Origin of the sequence: Nocardia aurantia, from assembly GCF_009604425.1 — a bacterium.
In the GTDB taxonomy this organism is placed as follows: domain Bacteria; phylum Actinomycetota; class Actinomycetes; order Mycobacteriales; family Mycobacteriaceae; genus Nocardia; species Nocardia aurantia.
This window is the reverse complement of record NZ_WEGI01000006.1, coordinates 438,287-457,338: the sequence shown is the minus strand read 5'-3', so window position 1 is coordinate 457,338 and position 19,052 is coordinate 438,287. Positions and strand designations below refer to the sequence as shown.

Genomic DNA, 19,052 nt, shown 5'->3' with positions numbered 1-19,052 from the left:
CTCTCAGTAGATGGAGATGGCCTGTTCCGGGCAGGAGTGCACGGCCTCGCGGACCGCGTCCTCCTGATCGGCGGGCACGTCTTCGCTCACCGGGGTCGAGTGACCGTCGATGTCACTGAGCTGGAACGCCTTCGGAGCGATCATGGCGCAGAGCGTGTGGCCCTGGCAGCGCTCCGGATCGACACGAACCTTCATCCATCTCTCCTAGACGTGGTAGTCGTACCACTTGAGGTAGCCACCGGCGTCCACCCGCTGCTGGGTGCCGGTGACGAACCGGGACTCGTCGGAGGCGAGGAACAGCACCATGTTGCTGATCTCCTCCGGCTCGATCCACGGCACCGGCATCGCCTGCTGCACGTAGAACGCCGGGGTCGCGTCCTCCTTGGTGGGGTGCTCCAGATCGGGCCGGAACGACTGGTACATCGGCTCGCTCTGCAACATGGGGGTGTTGCAGTTGGTCGGATGCACGACATTGGCCCGGATCTTGCGCGCGGCGAGATGGGTGGCGATGTCGTTGATGTACTGCGACAGCAGCCGCTTCGCCACCATGTAGGCGACGCCGCCCGGATCGGTGCCGACCTGCGGCTTGTTGGAGGCATCCATCAGCGCGGCGGTGGAACCGGTCGCGATGATCGAGGCGCCCTCGTCCAGGTACGGCAGTGCGGCCTGCACGGCGTTGATGACGCCGATCAGGTTGGTGTCGATGACATCCGACCACGCCTGCCACGCCGGGTTGCCCTTCATGCCGGCGATGCCGGCCTGGGCGACCACGATGTCCAGGCGGCCGAGCTCGGCGACGCCGCGCTCCAGCACGGCCTTCAGCGCCGGCGCCTCACGGACGTCGGCCTGCTCGGCGTGGATGCGGCGGCCGGTCTTCTCGACCAGGCGCACGGTCTCCTCGAGATCCTCCGGCCGCGACAGCGGGTACTGGATCGTCTCGATCTGCTTGCAGATGTCGATGGCGATGATGTCCGCGCCCTCTTCGGCCAGCTTGACCGCATGGCTGCGGCCCTGACCGCGCCCGGCGCCGGTGACGAAGGCGACCTTGCCCTCAACGCGTCCCACGGCTTGTCCTTTCCTTGTTCCTTATTGGACTGCCCACCTGAAAAGCTCAGTGGGAGAAGGGGTTACGTGTTGCGGCCGCCATTGACGCCGAGGATCTGCCCGGTGATGTACCCGGCGTCCTCGGAGACGAGGAAGGCGACGGCGGCGGCGATGTCGGCGGGCTTGCCGACCCGGCGCACCGGGGTGCGCTCGACGTGCTCGTCGATGGTCCCGCCGAGCAGGCCCTTCTCCTCCGAGCGCCGCAGCATGGGGGTGTCGATGAACCCCGGCGGCACCGCGTTCACCGTGATCCCGTGCGGACCCAATTCCAGCGCAAGGGATTTGGTGAGGCCGTTGACCGCCGACTTGGCCGCCACGTAGGCGGCCATGAACGGCTGGCCGGAATGCGTGCTCGAGGACGAGATGTTGACGATGCGTCCCCAGCCGGCCTCCAGCATGTCCGGCAGGACGGCCTGCACGCCGTGGAAGACGCCGTGCAGGTTGATGTCGATGATCCGCTCCCACTCCTCGAAGCTGAGGTTGCGGAAGCGGCGGTACTTCTCCATACCGGCGCCGTTGACCAGCACCGTGATCGGGCCCAGCTTGTTCCGGATCGAGGTGACCGCGGACGCGATCTCCTCGACGTTCGTCACATCGGCGCGATAAGCCAGATCGTCTGTCTCCGAAGGGTTCAGGTCGAGGATGGCGACATTGAAACCGTCGGCCCGCAGGCGCTCGACGATTCCCGCGCCGATACCCGACGCACCGCCGGTGACAATGGCAGTCTTGTCCGTCATGCCCAGGGTTCCTCTCCAGCGATGGTCGTGCGATGCATGGTCCGCTCGGATTTCGGGTCGTACGGCAGCGCGCGGTGCAGCATGCCGGTGTTGTCCCAGATCACGACGTCGCCCACGGTCCAGTCGTGGGTGTAGCGGAAGCGTTCCTGGGTGGTCCACTCCAGGAGTTCGTCGAGCAGCTCGCGGCTCTCCCCGGGCTCCATGCCCACGATGTGATCGGCGGTGGCGCCGATGACCAGGGAGCGGCGGCCGTCGGCGCGGTGCCACACCAGATCGGTCTCGTGGGTGGGCAGCCGCCGCCAGTCGGCCAGCTGCGCGTCGGTCGGCTCCGGATTGACCAGGCGCTGCGCGGCTTCGAAGCTGTGCACCACGCGCAGCCCGTCGTAGCGCTTCTTCTGCTCGTCGGTCATCGCCTCGTAGGCGGCGTAGGTGCTCGCGAATTCGGTACCGCCGCCGATCATCGCGACGTGGCGCGCGGTCAGCATGGTCGCCTTCGCCGGGACGTCATTGGTCGTGTCGTCGATATGCCAGCACAGGGTGCCCCGGAGATAATCCGCGGCGGGAGTCTTGGCGGGGTCCAGGGATACGGTGAAGACCTCCCGGCCGTGCGGCGCCAGCACCGTGCCGAGCCTGCGGCTGAACGCCACTTGTGCCTCGTCGTCGAGGTGCAGGCCGCGGATGAGCAGCACACCGCGCCATTTCAGCGCCTCCAGGCACCGGGTGATCACGGCGTCGTCGAGGCCTTCGACGCCGGTCACCTCCACCCCTAAGGCGGGGCTCAGTGCTGTAGTGTCGATCACAAGAATCTCCCTTTCGGATGTGAGAACCGTACTCTCGCGCGGAATGGCTACGCAAGGGCTGGCGCGATCTCACCGTCGAATAGCCGCGGAGATGCGGCGACGGCGAAATCGGCGGTCGTCGGCGGGGGTGTCGCGGGTCCTGGATTGTTGCTAGAGTCCGCCGCAGACGAATGTATCATTCTCCAATAACGAGAATGATGTTTCCATGTTGGAGGAGACGGGATGCCATCTCAGGACACAGCGGCGGCGACCTCGCCCGATGCCGCGATCAGCGCGGCGCCGGACGATGTGGTGAAGCGGTTGCTGATCGACGGACAACTGGTCACCGCCGAGCGCACGTTCCCTTCGATCAATCCGGCCACCGGTGAGATCTTCGGATATGCGCCGGATGCCTCGGTCGAACAGGCCGAGCAGGCGATCCTGGCCGCGCGCCGCGCCTTCGACACCACCGACTGGTCCACGAACGTCGCGTTCCGGCAGCGCTGCCTGGAGCAGCTGTATCAGGCGCTGCGCGACGACGTCGAGGAACTGCGGGAGCTGACCATCACCGAGGTCGGCGCCACGGTGGTGCTCACCAAGGGAAATCAGCTGGAGATCCCGATCGAGATCGTCCGCTACTACGCGGATCTGCTGAAGACCTATTCCTTCACCGAGGATCTCGGCGTCGTGGACGTGCGCGGCACCAAGCACCACCGCTGGCTGGAGAAGGAGGCGGGCGGCGTGGTCGCCGCGATCGCCGCCTACAACTACCCGCATCAGCTGGCGCTGGCCAAGCTGGCCCCGGCGCTGGCCGCGGGCTGCACGGTCGTGCTCAAGGGCGCGCCCGACACCCCGCTGTCCACGCTGGCCCTCGGCGAGATCATCGCCAGGACCGATATCCCGGCCGGCGTCGTGAACGTGCTCGGCGGCACCGAGATCGCCGTGGGCGAGCTGCTGACCACCCATCCGGCGGTCGACGCGGTGACCTTCACCGGCTCCACCCCGGTGGGCCGGAAGATCATGGCGGCGGCCAGCGATACCCTCAAGCGGGTGTTCCTGGAGCTGGGTGGCAAGTCGGCGGCGGTCGTGCTCGACGACGCCGATTTCCAGCAGGCCGCGCAGTTCGTCGGCTTCTCCATCGTCACGCACGCCGGCCAGGGCTGCGCGCTCACCAGCCGCATGCTGGTCCCGCGGCAGCACCACGACGAGATCGTCGAGCTGGTCAAGGCCAACTTCGGCATGGTCCGCTACGGCGACCCGCACAACCCCAAGACCTATATGGGCCCGCTGATCAGCGAGAAGCAGCGCGACAAGGTCGACGGCCTGGTACAGCGCGCGGTCGCCGAGGGCGCGACGCTCGCCTTCGGCGGTGAGAAGGTCGAGCCGGGCTTCTTCTACCAGCCGACCCTGCTCGCGAACGTCCACCCGGACAGCGAGATCGCGCAGGAGGAGGTGTTCGGCCCGGTGCTGGCCGTCATCCCGTTCGACGACGACGATGACGCCGTCGCGATCGCCAACAACTCGCAGTACGGCCTGTCCGGCGGCGTGTTCTCCGGCGATCAGGAGCGGGCGAAGGCCGTGGCGCGGCGCATCCGCACCGGCACCTTCAGCATCAACGGCGGCAACTACTTCTCCGCCGACGTGCCCTTCGGCGGTTTCAAGCAGTCCGGGATCGGCCGGGAGAGCGGTATCGCCGGTATGGAAGAGTTCCTGGAGATCAAGGCCCTGGCGGAGGTGGCCCAGAATGTCTGACAACGAACAGCCCGAGCGCAGCGGCCCGCTGGCCGGGATCCGCGTCCTCGAGGTCGCGATGTACGGCTTCGTGCCGTCGGCCGGTGCGGTGCTCTCGGATTGGGGCGCCGACGTCATCAAGGTCGAGCACGCGGTGACCGGCGATCCGCAACGCGGCCTGCGGCAGATCGGCAAGTTCAAGGTCGAGGGCGATCCGAATCCGAACGTCGAGCACGCCAACCGCGGCAAGCGCAGCATCGGCGTCGACATGTCGAATCCCGAGGGGCGGGCGGTGATCCACGAGCTGGCCAAGACCGCCGACGTGTTCCTCACCAGCTTCCTGCCCGCGCACCGGACCAAGTTCGGCATCGATGTCGACGACATCCGCGCGATCAACCCGAAGATCGTCTACGCCCGGGGCAGCGCGCTCGGTCCGCGCGGCGCGGAGTCCGGCAAGGGCGGTTTCGACATGACCGCGTACTGGTGCCGCGGCTCGGTCGCCGCGACCATCACGCCGCCGAACGTGGACGGCATGATCAACCCGCCCGGTCCGGCCTTCGGCGACACCATCTCCGGCACCAACCTGGCCGGCGGTATCGCCGCGGCGCTGCTGAAACGGGAACGCACCGGCGAGCCGTCGGTGGTCGACGTGTCGCTGCTGTCCAGCGGCCTGTGGTCGATGGGGCACACCATCGCGCTGTCGGCCTACGTGAAGGAGCCGCTGCAGGCCCCGCCGGTCGGTTCGCACGGCGCGCCGACCAATCCGCTGTCCGGGCTGTACGCCACCAAGGACGGCCGGTACCTGTCGTTCGTCATGTTGCAGCCCACCAAGTTCTGGGGCGACGTGGCCCGGCACATCGGCCGCCCGGAGCTCGCCGACGACCCGCGGTTCGCCACCGCGGCCTCGATCGCGGAGAACACCGAGGCGGGCGTGGCGATCCTGCGCGAGGCCATCGGGTCCCGCACCCTCGCCGAGTGGACCGAGAAGCTCGCCACCCTGTCCGGCCCCTGGGCGCCGGTGCAGGACGCGCTGCAGGCGGTCGACGATCCGCAGGTGCGGGCCAACGAATTCGTCCGGCAGGCAGGCGATCTCACGCTCGTCGCCAGCCCGGTGCAGTTCGACGTCACCGCGCCGGAGCTGCGGCCCGGGCCGGAGTTCGCCGCCCAGACCGAGGAGGTCCTGCTGGAACTCGGCCTGGACTGGGACCGGATCATCGCCCTCAAAACAGCGGGCGCGATCACTTAAGCCGCTGGGGAAGTCGCCATGCCGTACATCGCTTCGATAGGTACCTATCTGCCCTGCTGGGGCAGCCCGCACGCGCGCGTGCCCGGTGACGACGAGGATGCCATCACCCTCGCCGTCGAGGCCGGGCGTGCCGCGCTGGCCGGCGCCACGGCGGAGCGGGTCGTCCTGGTCAGCCGGGATCTGCCGCTGCTGGAGAGCAGCAACGCGGCGGTCCTGCTGGCCGGGCTCGGCCTGGACCCGGAACTGGAGGTGACCGAGCGGCTCGGCGGTGCGCCCGCCACGCTCGACGCGCTCAGTTCCGCCCGTCCCCGCACCCTGATCATCGGGGTGGACACCGATCCGGCCGGCGCCGCCGCCGCGCTGGTGGGGGAGCGGGGGCTACAGGTACGCACGGCCGCCCGGATCGCGCGCAGCCTGCCGGTCCGGACCCGCAACGCGGTCGGTATCCACGATTACGGCGATCCGCGACTGCTGCACGAGCGCGGCCTGATCGCCTCGCTCACCGCGGCCTGGGTCGACACCCCCGCGGCGGTCGCGGGGGTGGAGCACCGGGAGGCGGCGGCGCTGTGCGTCGGCGAACCGGCCCGGTTGCCCACCCTGGGCGCCAGCTCCGGCCTGTTCGCGCTCGCCGCGATGGCCGAATGGGGTCACACCGGACTGCTGGCCGGCATCGAGCAGGCCAGCCTGTCGGGAGTGACCGTCGCCGACGGGGTCCCGGCCGTGCACCGGCACGAGCCGGCCGCGCGGCCGGTGCCGGACGGTTTCGTGGTGCCCGGCGGCGACATCCCGATCTCGCTGGCCGCCTACGAGCGGGCCTTCGAGGCGAAGGTGCGCTGGGAGGCCGGAAAGCATTCCGGCAGTGCCGAATTGGACTTCCCGCCGCGTTACCGGGTCGGCGGCGACGGCACCCTGAGCACCGACTACACGCTGGTGCCGTTGCCGCGTACCGGCACCGTGTACACCGGTGTCACCGTGCAGGTTCCGGTGCCCGGACTGCGCAGCCCGTATTCGCTGGTGATCGTCGAACTCGACGACGTCGGCGTGCGCGCGCTGGTGAAGGTGACCGGCGCCGATCCCGGCGTTGTCGGCATCGGCGACCGCGGCCGGATGGTGTTGCGCCGGGTGGCGATTCGTTCCGGGGTGCCGGACTACGGCTACGCGTTCGAACCCGAGCTGGAAGGGGCGTCCTCTTGAGGAAGGTTGCCATCGTCGGCGCCGGAATGACGGCGTTCGCCGAGCATTTCGCGCTGGGCATCAAGGATCTGCTGCCGATGGCGTACTCGGAGTGCGCCGCCAGCGTCGACAAGGGTCTGGCCAAGACGGATGTGCAGGCGGCCTGGTTCGGCGCCATGGGCACCACCGACGGTTTCGCCTCCGGCATCCTCGCGGATGCGCTGGGGCTGCCCGACATTCCGGTCACCCGCATCGAGAACTCCTGTGCCACCGGCAATGACGCGATCCGCAACGCCCTGTTCGGAATCGCCTCGGGCGCTTTCGATGTGGCGCTCGTGGTGGGCGCGGACAAGGTCCGCGAGACCCCGTCGAAGAATCTGGTCTGGGAGTGGGAGGCGATGACCCGGGACCAGGCCTGGGACTACCCGCTGGGCCTGATCGCCCCCGCCGGTTTCGCCCTGCACGTGGCCCGCTACCTGCACGAGTCGCCCGCCACCCGTGAGCACATGGCCCAGGTGGCGGTGAAGAACCATCGGCACGGTGTGCGCAATCCCAAGGCGCGCTTGCGGTTCGAGGTCACCCTCGAACAGGTGCTGCAGGCCCCGACGGTGGCGTCGCCGTTCGGCCTCTACGACTGCGCCCCGCAGAGCGACGGCGCCGCCGCCGTCCTGCTGGCGGCGGCGGACGTGGCCGATCGCTACACCGATCGCCCGGTCTGGGTGCGCGGTGTCGGCCTGGGCCTGGATTCGGTGATGCACCAGCACAAGCGGGACATGACGACGTTCCCTGCGACCGTGCGCGCCGCGAAACAGGCGTTCGCGATGGCCGGGCTGACCCCGGGCGACGTGGACGTCGCCGAGGTGCACGACTATTTCACCGGCATCGAGTTGATGAGCTACGAGGATCTCGGCTTCGCCGACCGGTTCGAGGGCTACAAGCTGCTGGAGGCCGGGGTGACCTCCGTCGGCGGCGCGCTCCCGGTGAATCCCAGTGGCGGCCTGAAGACCAAGGGCCACCCGCCGGGGGCGACCGGCGTGGCCCAGTGCGTGGAACTGTTCCAGCAGCTGCGCGGCGAGGCCGCCAACCAGGTCGAGGGGGCCCGGATCGGCCTGGCGCACAACCTCGGTGGACCCACCGCGGTGTCGGCGGTCACGCTGCTGTCCGGCCCCGAGGAGTAGCGCCGACCGATCGGACCTCCCGATCGTATTGATCGCGATACGCGACCCCGATCGGTTCGAGGGCTGCAAGCTGCCGGAAGCCGGGTCACCTCGGTCGGCGGCGCGCTGCCGGGAAGCCGGGGCGGCGCACCCGATGTCGGGCCCGGGTGTCGCACCGGAAACGGCCGGGTCCACGGCGGCGCGACGGAACGACCGGGGCCGGGCCGGTGAAAGGCTCGTGAACAGCTGATTCGCCGGTCCAGGAAATCGCCCGGTCGGTCGGTTGGGCGTTCGGGTGGCCCGACAGCCGGGGCTGGACGGGCGCCGCCGGATCGGTCAGAATCGGGCGGTTCGGACGTATTTGTGCAGGATGGTGTGAAGTGTCGGGCGACCGGCGGCCGCGCTGGGGGAGCGCGCAGAGATTCGACCGCCGCAGGTTTCTCGGAATGAGTGCCTTAGCGGGTGCTTCGGTGTTGGCGGCTTCCGCCGCGCCGCGGCCGGTGATTCCCGCAGCGCCGCGGTCTGCGGTCGTCGATGCGACCGGCCCTGCGGTGGGGCCGCACGTGCGGACGTCGGTCGGAACGGTCCGGGGCCGGATGGAGGACGATATCGCGGTGTTCCGCGGGATCCCCTTCGCCGCGGCACCGGTGGGGGAGCGGCGATTCCAGGCCCCGGCGGCACATCCGGGCTGGTCCGGGGTGCGTGATGCCGGGGAGTTCGGGCCGCCACCGCCTGCGGTGTCGGGCAGTGTGCAGAACATCGCCGCGAATTCCGGTGCGGCAGCCGATGAATGGCTCACCGTCAACGTGTGGTCGCCCGACCTTCGCGCCCGTGGCCGGCCGGTGCTGGTGTGGATCTACGGCGGGGCCTGGTCCGGCGGCGCGGCGAGCCTGCCGGCCTACGACGGTCACCGCCTGGCCGCGCGCGGGGCGGTGGTGGTCGGTATCAACTATCGCGTCGGCGCCGAGGGCTTCCTGCACATGGCCGGCGCCCCGGACAACCGGGGACTGCTCGACCAGATCGCGGGCCTGGCCTGGGTGCGCGACAACATCGCGGCCTTCGGCGGCGACCCCGGGCGGGTCACGGTGTTCGGTCAGTCGGCCGGCGCCGGATCGATCGCCTGCCTGCTGGCGATGCCGGCCGCGTCCGGGCTGTTCCATGGCGCGATCTGCCAGAGCGTCCCGCTGTCGTCGCAGCGGCCCGAACTGGCCCGCGATATCGCGGATGTGCTTGCCGCCCGGCTGAACCGGAAGGCGACCGCGGCGGACCTCGGCACGCTGTCACCCACGGCACTGGCGGCGGGGGTATGGGCGGCGGCTCGCGACGGCGCCGCGAACCGGGCGCGCTGGGGGCCCGGGGTGGCGGTGACGGTCTTCCATCCCGTGGTCGACGGCGACGTGTTGCCGGAGGCGCCGCATCACGCGCTGGCCCGCGGCGCGAGCCGGGACATCCCGCTGATCGTGGGCCACACCCGCGACGAGTACCGGGTGTATCTGGCCGGTGCGGTCCAGCAGGTGGCCGCCGTCCGCACCGACGAGGCGCTGCGGCAGCTCGCACCGGTGGCCGACGGCGTGCGGGCCTATCGCGCGGCATATCCCGGTATCGCCGAGGGACAGCTGTACGAGATCGTGCATTCGGATTTCTATTACCGGATGCCGAGCCTGTTTCTGGCGCGGGCGCACACCCGCGGCGGCGGTACGTCGTATCTGTACGAATTCCGGGACGAGCGCACCGCGGGCGGTTCCGGGCACGGCGCCGAGGTGCCGCTGGTATTCGGCACCGGCCGACCGGATCCCGCCGCGGCGGTACTCGGCGAGCAACTGCGCGACGCGTGGATCTCGTTCGCCGCGAACGGTTCTCCCGGCTGGCCGGCGTACGGGCCGGACGCGGAACAGACCCGGCTGTTCGATATCGTGTCCGGCACCGGCCGCTATCCCGAGCAGGCGTCCGCGCGAATCTGGGCGGACCACCCGTTCGACCCGGTGAAAGCACCGGCACAACCCATCCGGTGACACTCGCGAGTGTGACGCGTGGCACGCCGGCAATGACCCGGTGAATTGTCGCCAAAACATTTGGCATAATTGCCTACAAAACGTGATCGTGGGGAGCACCAAGACGTGTCGGTGTCGGATATTCGCGAGTTGCAACGCGGGACGCAGGGCAAGGCCATTGCCGCCGAACGGCTCCGCCGTGCCATCCGGGCCGGCGAGGTGGCCCCCGGGCAGCGGCTGGTCGAGGCCGAACTCGTCGAACAGTTCGGCGTCACCCGCGGCAGCGTCCGCTCCGCGATCGATGAACTGACCGCCGAGGGCCTGATCGAGCGCATCCACAATCGGGGCGCCCGGGTGCGCGCGGTGTCGCGCCGCCAAGCCGTGGAGATCCTGGAGTGCCGCAAGGTCCTGGAAGGACTCATCGCGGCGAAGGCGGCCGAGCGCGCCACCCCCGCCGACAAGGAGCGGCTGCGTGACTATTCCGAGCGGCTGTCGACCGCGGTGCGCGACGGCGAGCCGCTGAAGTACTCGAGCCTGAACCACGAACTGCACGCCGTGCTGCGCGAGATCGCCGGGCAGAACGCCGCCGCCGACCTGATCTCCCGCCTGAACGCCCAGATCGTGCGGCACCAGTTCCAGGTCGCGTTGCTGCCCGGTCGCCCGCAGGTCTCCCTGGGTGAACATGTCGCGGTCGTCGACGCGGTCATCGCGGGCGACGCCGACGCGGCCGAGCGGGCGATGCGCGACCACCTCGACAGTGTGATCAAGGCACTCGCCCAGTTCGATTGATCCGTCGCAATCGCGTCGGATGCGGTTCCACCGCACGCATTTTCACCCCGGCCGGGCTTACGCGGTCCGCGTGACCGTGGAGCCCGATCGGCTGTTCGGACACGGACCGGGCGAACCCGGCCGGTAGGCCGCGAGGTCGGTCGTCGAGCCGATCGACGGAGTCGGCTGGGTGCGGCCGATGCGGGGCGCAGTCGGCTGAGTGAAGCCGGTGTCGAAGACGCAGCTGGTCGGATGGAGCTGTTCGAGCGGGGCTTGGTTGCGAGCTGGGCGGGCGGTTTCCGTCCGGTTCCAGTCGCTGGGCTACGGCGGGCCGATGATTCGACGGCAGGCGGTCCAGTCGGCCGCTGCCGGACAGGTCCGCCGATCATGTCGGTCGTAGCGGCGCGTGTCGGCGGTCCGCAACGTTCGGACCGGTGTGAACGCCTACCCCAGGGACTCAGTCGACGAAATTGTTGACAATCCTGCGGACACGCGCCTAACGTCGATGCGGAATGTGAGGCGCGCACTGTGTGCGCGCTCCGGTGCCCGATCGGCACCGGATCTCAGCGACGAGTCGAGGTGGGGCCTGTGCCGGGGAACGCGGTGGACGCGGCGGCGGATGGTGCGCCGCTGCGGGTGGCGGTGCTCGGACTGGGCGAGGCCGGATCCGCGTTCGCCCGCGATCTGGTCGCGGCCGGGGCCGATGTACGCGGATACGACCCGAAGGTCGCCGCACCCGCCGGGGTGCGGCTCCGGGAAAGCGATGCAGACGCAGTCCGCGATGCCGACCTCGTCTTCGATCTGACCACCGGCGACGAGGCCGAGGCCGCCACGCGCGCGGCCCTGCCCGGCCTGTCGCCCGGCACGCTGTGGGCGGAGGCCAACACGGTCTCCCCGGCGCTCAAGGTGCGGTTGGCCGAATTGCTCGACGGGACCGGCGCTTCGCTGGTCGATGTCGCGATCATGGCGCCCGTGCCGGGCAAGGGCCTGCGCGTGCCGATGTACGTCTCCGGCCCCGACGCCGACCGCTTCCGCACGATGCTCGCACCCTACGACGTCGTCGTCGAGCACATGCCCGGCCCGGTCGGAGTGGCGAGTTCGCGCAAACTCCTGCGCAGTGTCGTCTACAAGGGCCTGGCCGCCGCGATCGTCGAGGCGATGGCCGGTGCCCGCGCCGCCGGCTGCGAGGACTGGTTCCACGAGCATCTCACCACCGAATTCATCCGGTTCGAGCCCGAGATGGTCGACCGCTTCATCGAGGGCAGCTACACCCACGCGGTGCGCCGCGCAGAGGAAATGGCCGCTGCCGCAGAACAATTGACCGACCTCGGGATCGAGCCGCGCATCACGGCCGCCACCCGGGACTCGCTGCGCGCCCTCGCCGCGGGCACCGGCCCCGAAGCGCTCCCCGATGCCCGGCAGCACGGTGACACCGCGCCGACAGCCAGCGCCGCCGGTGCCGTGCCCAGACCGGCTGTCGCCGGCCAGGTCCCGCGACCGGCTGCCGCCGATGCGGAGAATGCGACGGTCCTCACGTCCCGGCGGGACGCGGCGAGTTCCGGGGAGCGGTCGACCGCTGCCGTGCTGCCGGAGGCGGCGGGTTGCGGGGACGGACCGGCTGCCGTCGAGCGACCGCAGATCGCGGGCTCCGGATAATGCCCCGTTCGGGTCGCTGAAACGTGGTCCGGCAGGTCCCCGCCGGATCGCATTCGGGTGGGGCCCGGCGGTGCGGATGAGGGCACGCCGGGCCTCACTCGAGGCCTGATGTGCAGACAATATCGTCGACGCCGAGGACAGCCGAGCGCTGCCGGCGGCAGAACACAGGAGGACATCATGAAGTCGGTCGTCGTGACCGATCCGCCGCGGGCCGCGCTCGCGGACGCCACCACGCTCGGTGAATACGGCACGGCCACCGTGCACGAGGCCGCGGGCCGGATCGGCTACCTCGGCCCCCGGTTGCGGCCCGCGTGGCCCGGCGCCCGCATCGGCGGGACCGCGGTGACCGTGTTGTGCTGGCCCGGCGACAATTTGATGATCCATGTCGCGGTCGAGCAGTGCCGTGCGGGCGACATCCTGGTCGTCGCCACCAACTCGCCGTCGTCCGACGGCCTGTTCGGTGAGCTGTTCGCCACCGCGTTGCAGCAGCGCGGGGTGCGCGGTGTGGTGCTGTCCTGCGGTGTGCGCGACGTCGCCGAACTGCGCGAGATGGGCTTCCCGGCCTGGTCGACGGCGGTCAGCGCGCAGGGTTCGGTGAAGGCCACCGCCGGCGCGGTCAATGTGCCGATCGTGGTGGAGGGCCAGGTGATTCATCCGGGTGACGTGATCGTCGCCGACGACGACGGCGTGGCCGTGGTGGCCCGCGCGACCGTTCCCGCGGTGCTCGAGGCCTCGCAGGCCCGGCTGGAGAAGGAGGAGCGCAACCGGCAGGCGTTCCGCCGCGGTGAACTGGGCCTGGACATCTACGGTATGCGCGCGAAGCTGCCCGATTTCGGCATCTCCTACGTCTCCTACGCGGATCACGTTGCGGGGGAGCCGAAGTGAAAGACCGGTCCGTGGCCGACGGGATCCCCGGTCTGTGGATGCGCGGCGGCACCTCGAAAGGCGGATACTTCCGCGCCGAGGATCTGCCCGCGGATCCGGCGGCTCGCGACGACCTGCTCCTGCGCATCATGGGCACCCCCGACCCGCGGCAGATCGACGGCCTCGGCGGCGCGACCTCGCTGACCAGCAAGGTCGCCGTGGTGTCACCCTCACAACGGCCCGGCGTCGACGTCGACTACCTGTTCCTGCAACTCGGCGTCGACAAGCCGACGGTCTCGGACAAGCAGAACTGCGGCAACATCCTCGCTGCGGTGGGACAGTTCGCGGTCGAAACCGGACTGGCCGGGATCGCGGCGGACGCCGAAACCTGTTCGGTGCGAATCTATCTCGTCAACTCCGACAGTATCGCCACCGCGACCTTCCCGGTCCGCGACGGCCGCCCGGTCTACGACGGCGACACCGCGATCGACGGCGTGCCGGGTACGGCGGCGCCGGTGCTGCTGGCCTTCGAGGACATCGCGGGCTCGGCCACCGCGGGCCTGTTCCCGACCGGGCGGATCCGCGACGAGATCGACGGCGTCGAGATCACCTGCGTGGACAACGGCATGCCGGTCGTGGTGGCCGAGGCGGCGGCGTTCGGGCTCACCGGCGCCGAGACCCATGCCGAACTGGCCGCCGACGCCGCGCTGCTGGAGCGCGTGGACGGGTTGCGGCGCAAGGCCGCCGCGCTGATGGGCCTCGGCGATGTGGCGGAATCGTCGGTGCCGAAGACGATCCTGGTTTCCCCCGGCCGCGCCGGCGGCCACGTCGGCACCCGCTCGTTCATCCCGGTGCAGCCGCACACCGCGGTCGGGGTGTTCGCGGCGATCAGCGCGGTCACCGCGTTGATGACGCCCGGCGCGGTCGGGCACGAGCTCACCGAGACCTGGCCGGCCGGGCTGTCCCGGGTGGATGTGGAGCATCCGTCGGGTCATCTGCTGGTCGACATCGAGCTGGACACCACCGTCACCCCGCCGGTCGTGCACCGGGCCGGCGTGGTGCGCACCGCCCGGAAGTTGTTCGCCGGGACGGTATTTCCCCGTGCCGCCACCGAGCGTGCCTGAACCGCAACACTTTTCCCGAGAAAGACTTGTCATTATGGCCCCCGGTCACGAGATCGCGCATCTGGCGCACGTCACGCTGCTCACCCCGACTCTCGAGGAGAGCGTCCGCTTCTTCACCGATTTCCTCGGGCTGGAGGTGGTCGGGCGTGACGGCGACGACGTCTATCTGCACGCCTGGGACGACTACGTGCACCACAGCCTGACGCTGCGCGGGCACCGGCACGCGGGCATCGCCCGGACCACGTTGCGCGCGTTCGGCCCGGAGCAACTGGAACGGCGGGTGGCGGCGCTGGAGGCGGCCGGTCGCGGAATCGGCTGGGTGGACGGCGAACCCGGCTTCGGCCGCACCTATCTGTTCACCGATCCGGACGGCCACGAGTTCGGTGTCTTCTACGACGCCGACTGGTACGAGCCCAGCGACGAGAGCCGGCCGGCGCTGAAGAATCAGGCCGCGAAATATCCCAGCGGCGGCGTCCCGGCCCGGCGGCTGGACCACGTGAACTTCCTCGGGCAGGTGCCGGTGGACAACCGGGACTTCCTGGCGGACGCGCTCGGCGCGATGACCACCGAGCAGATCGTGCTGAACGACGGCACCGTCGCGGCCGCCTGGACCACGTTCGGGAACAAGAGCTACGACCTGGTGTACACGAAGGACAATCTCGGCCTGTCCGGCCGGCTGCACCACATCGCCTTCGCCGCCGACAGCCGCGCGGACATCCTGCGCGCCTGCGACGTCGCCCTGGACCAGGGCGTGTTCATCGAGACCGGCCCGCACAAGCACGCCATCCAGCAGACCTTCTTCCTCTACGTGTACGAGCCCGGCGGCAATCGCATCGAACTGTGCAACGCCGGCGCCCGGCTGATCCTCGCGCCGGACTGGAAGCGGGTCGACTGGACCGAACTCGAGCGGGCCAAGGGCCAGGCGTGGGGCCTGAAGACCATCGAGTCCTTCCACACCCACGGCACCCCCACGGCGGCCGAACTGGACCACGAGGCGGAACTCGCGGGAACCGATCGGGCATAATTCGCTGGTAGATAGCTGTAGGCGTCGCCGGGTATCCGGCGGCGCCTCCCGTGTATGCGGACAACTGCATTGTCAACAATTGTGTTCATGGTCTTGCGCGCAATCTCGGACACAATATAGCCTCACTCGCAGTTGCTCGTTTCCTGAGGAAAGGGACAGGGTTGTCCTCGTTAGATCTGCGTGGCGGCGCATCACCCGCCGTCGGCCGGCTGGCCACCCGCGTCATCGCGGTGTGCTGGTTCCTGGTCCTTCTGGACGGCCTGGACCTGTTCGTCTACGGCGCGGTGCTGCCGGGAGTCTTCGACGACAAGGCGTTTCACCTGACCAAGGCCGCCGGTGGCGACATCGGTAGTTTCACCAATCTCGGCATGCTGCTCGGCGCGCTGACCGCCGGTCTGCTCAACGACCGCATCGGCCGCCGGTTGCCGCTGATGGGTGGCGTCACGATCTTCGCGCTCGCCTCCGCCGGCGCCGCGGCCGCGCACACCGTGCCCATATTCGGCGTCGCCCGGTTCATCTCCGGCTACGGTCTGGGCGTCCTGCTGCCCACCTGCCTCGCGCTGGTCCAGGAGTTCGCGCCGACGGCCCAGAAGAACCTCGCGGTGACCTTCGTGATGACGGCCCACCAGGCCGGCGGCGCGCTGGCCGGCGGACTGGCCCTGTCGGTGGTGCACCACCTGGGCTGGCGTTCGGTCTATTGGTTCGGCGCGCTCCCGTTGCTGGCCGTCCCGTTGATCTGGGCCCTGCTGCCCGAGTCGATGACCTTCCTGATCAGTAGCGGCCGCACCGCGCAGGCGAAGGCCCAGGCCGCGAAATACGGTGTGCCCCTGGAGTTCTACGCGCCCGAGGCCGGCGGTGAGAAGCGCCGCGGCGACGTCCGGCAGCTGTTCACCCGCCCCGTGTGGGGCACCACGCTGCTGTTCTGGGTGGCATCCTTCTTCGGCCTGCTGCTGGTCTACGGCATGAACACATGGCTGCCGACGATGATGCGCGGCCACGGCTACAACCTCGGCTCGGCCATCAGCTTCCTGCTGGTGATCAACCTCGGCGGCATCGTCGGCATGCTGGTCGCGGGCCCGCTGGCCGACCGCTTCGGCCCGCGCCGGGTCGCCCTGATCTGGTTCTCCTGCACCGCGATCGGCGTCGCGCTGCTGGCGGCGCACACCTCACAGTTCGTCACCTACGTGATCGTGTTCGTGACCGGTGGCTTCCTGTTCAGCGCGCAGACACTGATCTACGCGGGCACCAGCACCTACTATCTGCCGAGCGTGCGGGCCACCGCCCTGGGCTGGGTGTCCAGCGTCGGCCGGTGGGGCTCGATCTTCGGCCCCTGGTTCGGCGGTGTGCTGCTCTCGCACGGCTTCGACACGGCCGGATTCTGGGTGTTCGCGATCGCGGCAGTGGTCGCGGTGGTGATGATCTCCTTCGTCCGCCGCAACCCGGAAGTGGACGGCTGAGTCTTCGGCCTCCGCTCCGCTCCGGCGGGTTCGCGGCCCCTGAGTCTCGATCCTTCCCTCCTCCGCTCAGTCGCTGCGCTCCCTCGCTCCGTCGGTCCAGGATCGAGACGGGCCGCGAACAGCCGGGTGAGCCGACGGGGCGAACCGGCCGCTTCAGTGGGCTGGTCGCCGGAGGAAAAGCCGAGTCGTAGGGCAACCTTCGCAGGCGGGTTCGAGAATCCGGGCCACTCTGGGTCTATGGTGCTGTCGAGCCGATTGCGGTCCTGGGGGCGCGTCGGCCGGTCGGCTCCACTCTCGACACAGGCAGGTAGGCAGCATGCAGGGTTTCCCCGGTCCGCAGCGGATGCGGTGGCTCGTGCTGGTCGCGGCCGCCCTGACCGGCGTGCTGGTGGCGGTCACCGGGTGCTCGTCCGGCCATGCCCCGGCCCCGCCGCCCGCCTCGCCCGGGGTGACGACCGCGCCCCCGGCCCCGCCGCCGTCGGTGCCGCGACTGGCCGCGGGGGAGGAACTGCCGGTACAGATTCCGCGGATGGGCTGTCCCGACCTGAGCACCCACGACTTCAGCCGGCTGACCGAGGGCGCGGTCTCGATCGCGCTGGCGACGATGGTGTCGAAGAGTGACAGCACCCCTTACGACTACTGCCAGGTGGTCGGCTTCGTGGAACCGCAGATCGGATTCGAGCTGCGACTGCCGACCACCACCTACCGCGGCCGCTACCTGCAACAGGGTTGTGGCGGCTACTGCGGCGTGATCAACCTGGCGCTGCGGTCACCGATCAGCACCGGCTGCGCGCCGCTGACCGACGGCACCATGGTGGTCGGCCAGGACGACCAGGGCCACCGCGACACCGGTCCGGTCGACGTCTGGGCCACCGATCCACAACTGAAGGTCGATTTCGGCTACCGCTCCGAGCATGTCTTCGCCGCCGCCGCGAAGGCCGTGATCACCGCGTTCTACGGTGCGGCGCCGCGCTATTCGTATTACGACGGCTGCTCCGACGGTGGCCGCGAAGCCCTGATGGAGGCGCAGCGCTACCCCACCGACTTCGACGGCGTCCTGGCCGGCGCGGCCGCCTTCAACCAGACCGCGCTGAACGGTTTCGAGGAGGCGTACCTGTCGACGGTCGACTTCCGGCCCGACGGTTCGGTGATCCTGCCCGCCGCCAAGGTGGACGTGCTGCACGACGCGGTGATCCGGGAGTGTGCCGATCCCGATCTCGGCGCCGGCACCATCCAGGATCCGCGCTCGTGCGATTTCGATCCGGGCAGTATCGCGTGCCCCGACGGGCCGGACCGTCCCGACTGCCTGACCGGCGAACAGGTCGACGTGGTGCGCAAGATCTACACCGGCGTGGTCGATTCCGGTGGCACTCACCTGTACACCGGCGGCGAAGCGATCGGCTCCGAACCGCAATGGGTGGGCCTGATCGTCCCGCGCGACGGCCAGCGCCGCGAACAGATCCTGACATACCGCATCGGTGCCGGCTTCCTGCGCTGGCTCGGCACCTGGAAACCCGACCCGGGCAAGGTGATCGACGAATCGGTCTTCACCGTCGACAACCTGAAGGGCTACCTGGAATCGGTCGGCGGCCTCTACGACGCCACCGATCCCGACCTGTCCGCCTTCGCGCAGCGCGGCGGCAAACTCATCCAGTGGCACGGCTGGTCCGACGGCTACATCCCCCCGGTGGGCTCGATTACGTACCGCCAGGCCGTGATCGACAAACTCGGCAAGCAGATCGCCGACGGCTTCTACCGCCTCTACATGTTCCCCGGCATGTTCCACTGCCAGGGTGGCTACGGCCCCAGCCACACCGACCTGTTGACCCCCCTGCTCGACTGGACCGAACGCGACCGGACCCCCAACGCCGTGATCGCCACCAAGACCACCGCCGACAGCGACGGCCGCACCGCCACCAGTGGCCCTCTCACGCAACAGGATCCGAACGCCCGCCCCGTCACCGCCCGCCCGGTCTACCCGTACCCCACCCAGACCGCGTACAAGGGCTCCGGCGACCGCAACAACGCCGCCAACTACGCCGCGATCCTTCCCCAGCCCCACGACGACCACTACAAATGGGGCGGCGGCGATTTCCGCTCCGGCTACCAACTCTGGTGCACCTCCGACGGTCGCGAACTGTCCTGCAATCGCACCCACCCGTAGAAGTCGACCCGTGTCCGCCGAACCGTCTGTGTGACAAGCAATTCCGATCGGCCTCGGCGGACGTCGCAGCGCGACGG

At 69.7% G+C, this 19,052-nt stretch carries 16 protein-coding genes; 12 read left to right on the top strand and 4 right to left on the bottom strand.

The genetic code is table 11. The annotated features are described in order from the left end of the window. Window positions 1–3: 3 nt before the first annotated feature. The 4 genes from NRB56_RS16185 to NRB56_RS16170 all read right to left on the bottom strand — a co-directional run bounded on the left by NRB56_RS16185 (window position 4) and on the right by NRB56_RS16170 (window position 2,641). Window positions 4–195 carry a ferredoxin gene (locus NRB56_RS16185; protein WP_153342889.1) on the bottom strand — a complete coding sequence of 64 codons (192 nt, stop codon included), beginning with the start codon at window positions 193–195 and terminating at the stop codon, window positions 4–6. Window positions 196–204: 9 nt separating this feature from the next. Beyond that, a complete protein-coding gene (locus NRB56_RS16180; RefSeq protein ID WP_319943070.1) occupies window positions 205–1,065 on the bottom strand; it encodes a mycofactocin-coupled SDR family oxidoreductase in 861 nt (286 codons plus the stop codon). Window positions 1,066–1,127: 62 nt separating this feature from the next. After that, window positions 1,128–1,841, bottom strand: a complete 714-nt coding sequence (locus NRB56_RS16175) for an SDR family NAD(P)-dependent oxidoreductase (RefSeq protein ID WP_153342887.1) — start codon at window positions 1,839–1,841, stop codon at window positions 1,128–1,130. Next, complete coding sequence (locus NRB56_RS16170) at window positions 1,838–2,641, bottom strand: TauD/TfdA dioxygenase family protein (RefSeq protein ID WP_319943069.1); 804 nt, start codon at window positions 2,639–2,641, stop codon at window positions 1,838–1,840. The genes NRB56_RS16175 and NRB56_RS16170 overlap by 4 nt, the downstream gene beginning before the upstream one ends. Window positions 2,642–2,863: 222 nt before the next feature. Here NRB56_RS16170 and NRB56_RS16165 point away from each other — a divergent pair, with 222 nt between their 5' ends. The 12 genes from NRB56_RS16165 to NRB56_RS16110 all read left to right on the top strand — a co-directional run bounded on the left by NRB56_RS16165 (window position 2,864) and on the right by NRB56_RS16110 (window position 18,975). Next, window positions 2,864–4,372, top strand: a complete 1,509-nt coding sequence (locus tag NRB56_RS16165; RefSeq protein WP_153342885.1) for an aldehyde dehydrogenase family protein — start codon at window positions 2,864–2,866, stop codon at window positions 4,370–4,372. Further along, window positions 4,365–5,597: a CaiB/BaiF CoA transferase family protein gene (locus tag NRB56_RS16160; protein WP_153342883.1), complete on the top strand. Its 1,233-nt coding sequence runs from the start codon at window positions 4,365–4,367 to the stop codon at window positions 5,595–5,597. The genes NRB56_RS16165 and NRB56_RS16160 overlap by 8 nt, the downstream gene beginning before the upstream one ends. An 18-nt stretch (window positions 5,598–5,615) precedes the next feature. Then, window positions 5,616–6,791, top strand: a complete 1,176-nt coding sequence (locus tag NRB56_RS16155; protein WP_153342880.1) for an OB-fold domain-containing protein — start codon at window positions 5,616–5,618, stop codon at window positions 6,789–6,791. Then, entirely contained in the window at window positions 6,788–7,948 is a 1,161-nt protein-coding gene (locus NRB56_RS16150) for a thiolase C-terminal domain-containing protein (RefSeq protein WP_153342878.1), read from the top strand. The genes NRB56_RS16155 and NRB56_RS16150 overlap by 4 nt, the downstream gene beginning before the upstream one ends. Window positions 7,949–8,427: 479 nt before the next feature. Beyond that, complete coding sequence (locus NRB56_RS16145; RefSeq protein ID WP_319943085.1) at window positions 8,428–9,939, top strand: carboxylesterase/lipase family protein; 1,512 nt, start codon at window positions 8,428–8,430, stop codon at window positions 9,937–9,939. A 105-nt stretch (window positions 9,940–10,044) separates the two neighbouring features. Beyond that, complete coding sequence (locus tag NRB56_RS16140) at window positions 10,045–10,707, top strand: GntR family transcriptional regulator (protein WP_319943068.1); 663 nt, start codon at window positions 10,045–10,047, stop codon at window positions 10,705–10,707. A 567-nt stretch (window positions 10,708–11,274) separates the two neighbouring features. Continuing rightward, complete coding sequence (locus NRB56_RS16135; RefSeq protein WP_319943067.1) at window positions 11,275–12,342, top strand: NAD(P)-dependent oxidoreductase; 1,068 nt, start codon at window positions 11,275–11,277, stop codon at window positions 12,340–12,342. A 177-nt stretch (window positions 12,343–12,519) separates the two neighbouring features. Further along, window positions 12,520–13,227, top strand: a complete 708-nt coding sequence (locus tag NRB56_RS16130) for a 4-carboxy-4-hydroxy-2-oxoadipate aldolase/oxaloacetate decarboxylase (RefSeq protein ID WP_153342873.1) — start codon at window positions 12,520–12,522, stop codon at window positions 13,225–13,227. Next, the gene (locus NRB56_RS16125; protein WP_319943066.1) at window positions 13,224–14,330 is read left to right on the top strand and encodes a 4-oxalomesaconate tautomerase; all 1,107 of its coding nucleotides are present in this window, start codon (window positions 13,224–13,226) and stop codon (window positions 14,328–14,330) included. Before NRB56_RS16130 ends, NRB56_RS16125 begins: the two co-directional genes overlap by 4 nt. Before the next feature lie 34 nt (window positions 14,331–14,364). Further along, complete coding sequence (locus NRB56_RS16120; RefSeq protein WP_153342871.1) at window positions 14,365–15,354, top strand: VOC family protein; 990 nt, start codon at window positions 14,365–14,367, stop codon at window positions 15,352–15,354. A 161-nt stretch (window positions 15,355–15,515) separates the two neighbouring features. Next, window positions 15,516–16,811 carry an MFS transporter gene (locus NRB56_RS16115; protein WP_153342868.1) on the top strand — a complete coding sequence of 432 codons (1,296 nt, stop codon included), beginning with the start codon at window positions 15,516–15,518 and terminating at the stop codon, window positions 16,809–16,811. Between the two features lie 316 nt (window positions 16,812–17,127). Continuing rightward, window positions 17,128–18,975: a tannase/feruloyl esterase family alpha/beta hydrolase gene (locus tag NRB56_RS16110; protein ID WP_153342866.1), complete on the top strand. Its 1,848-nt coding sequence runs from the start codon at window positions 17,128–17,130 to the stop codon at window positions 18,973–18,975. Window positions 18,976–19,052 lie beyond the last annotated feature (77 nt).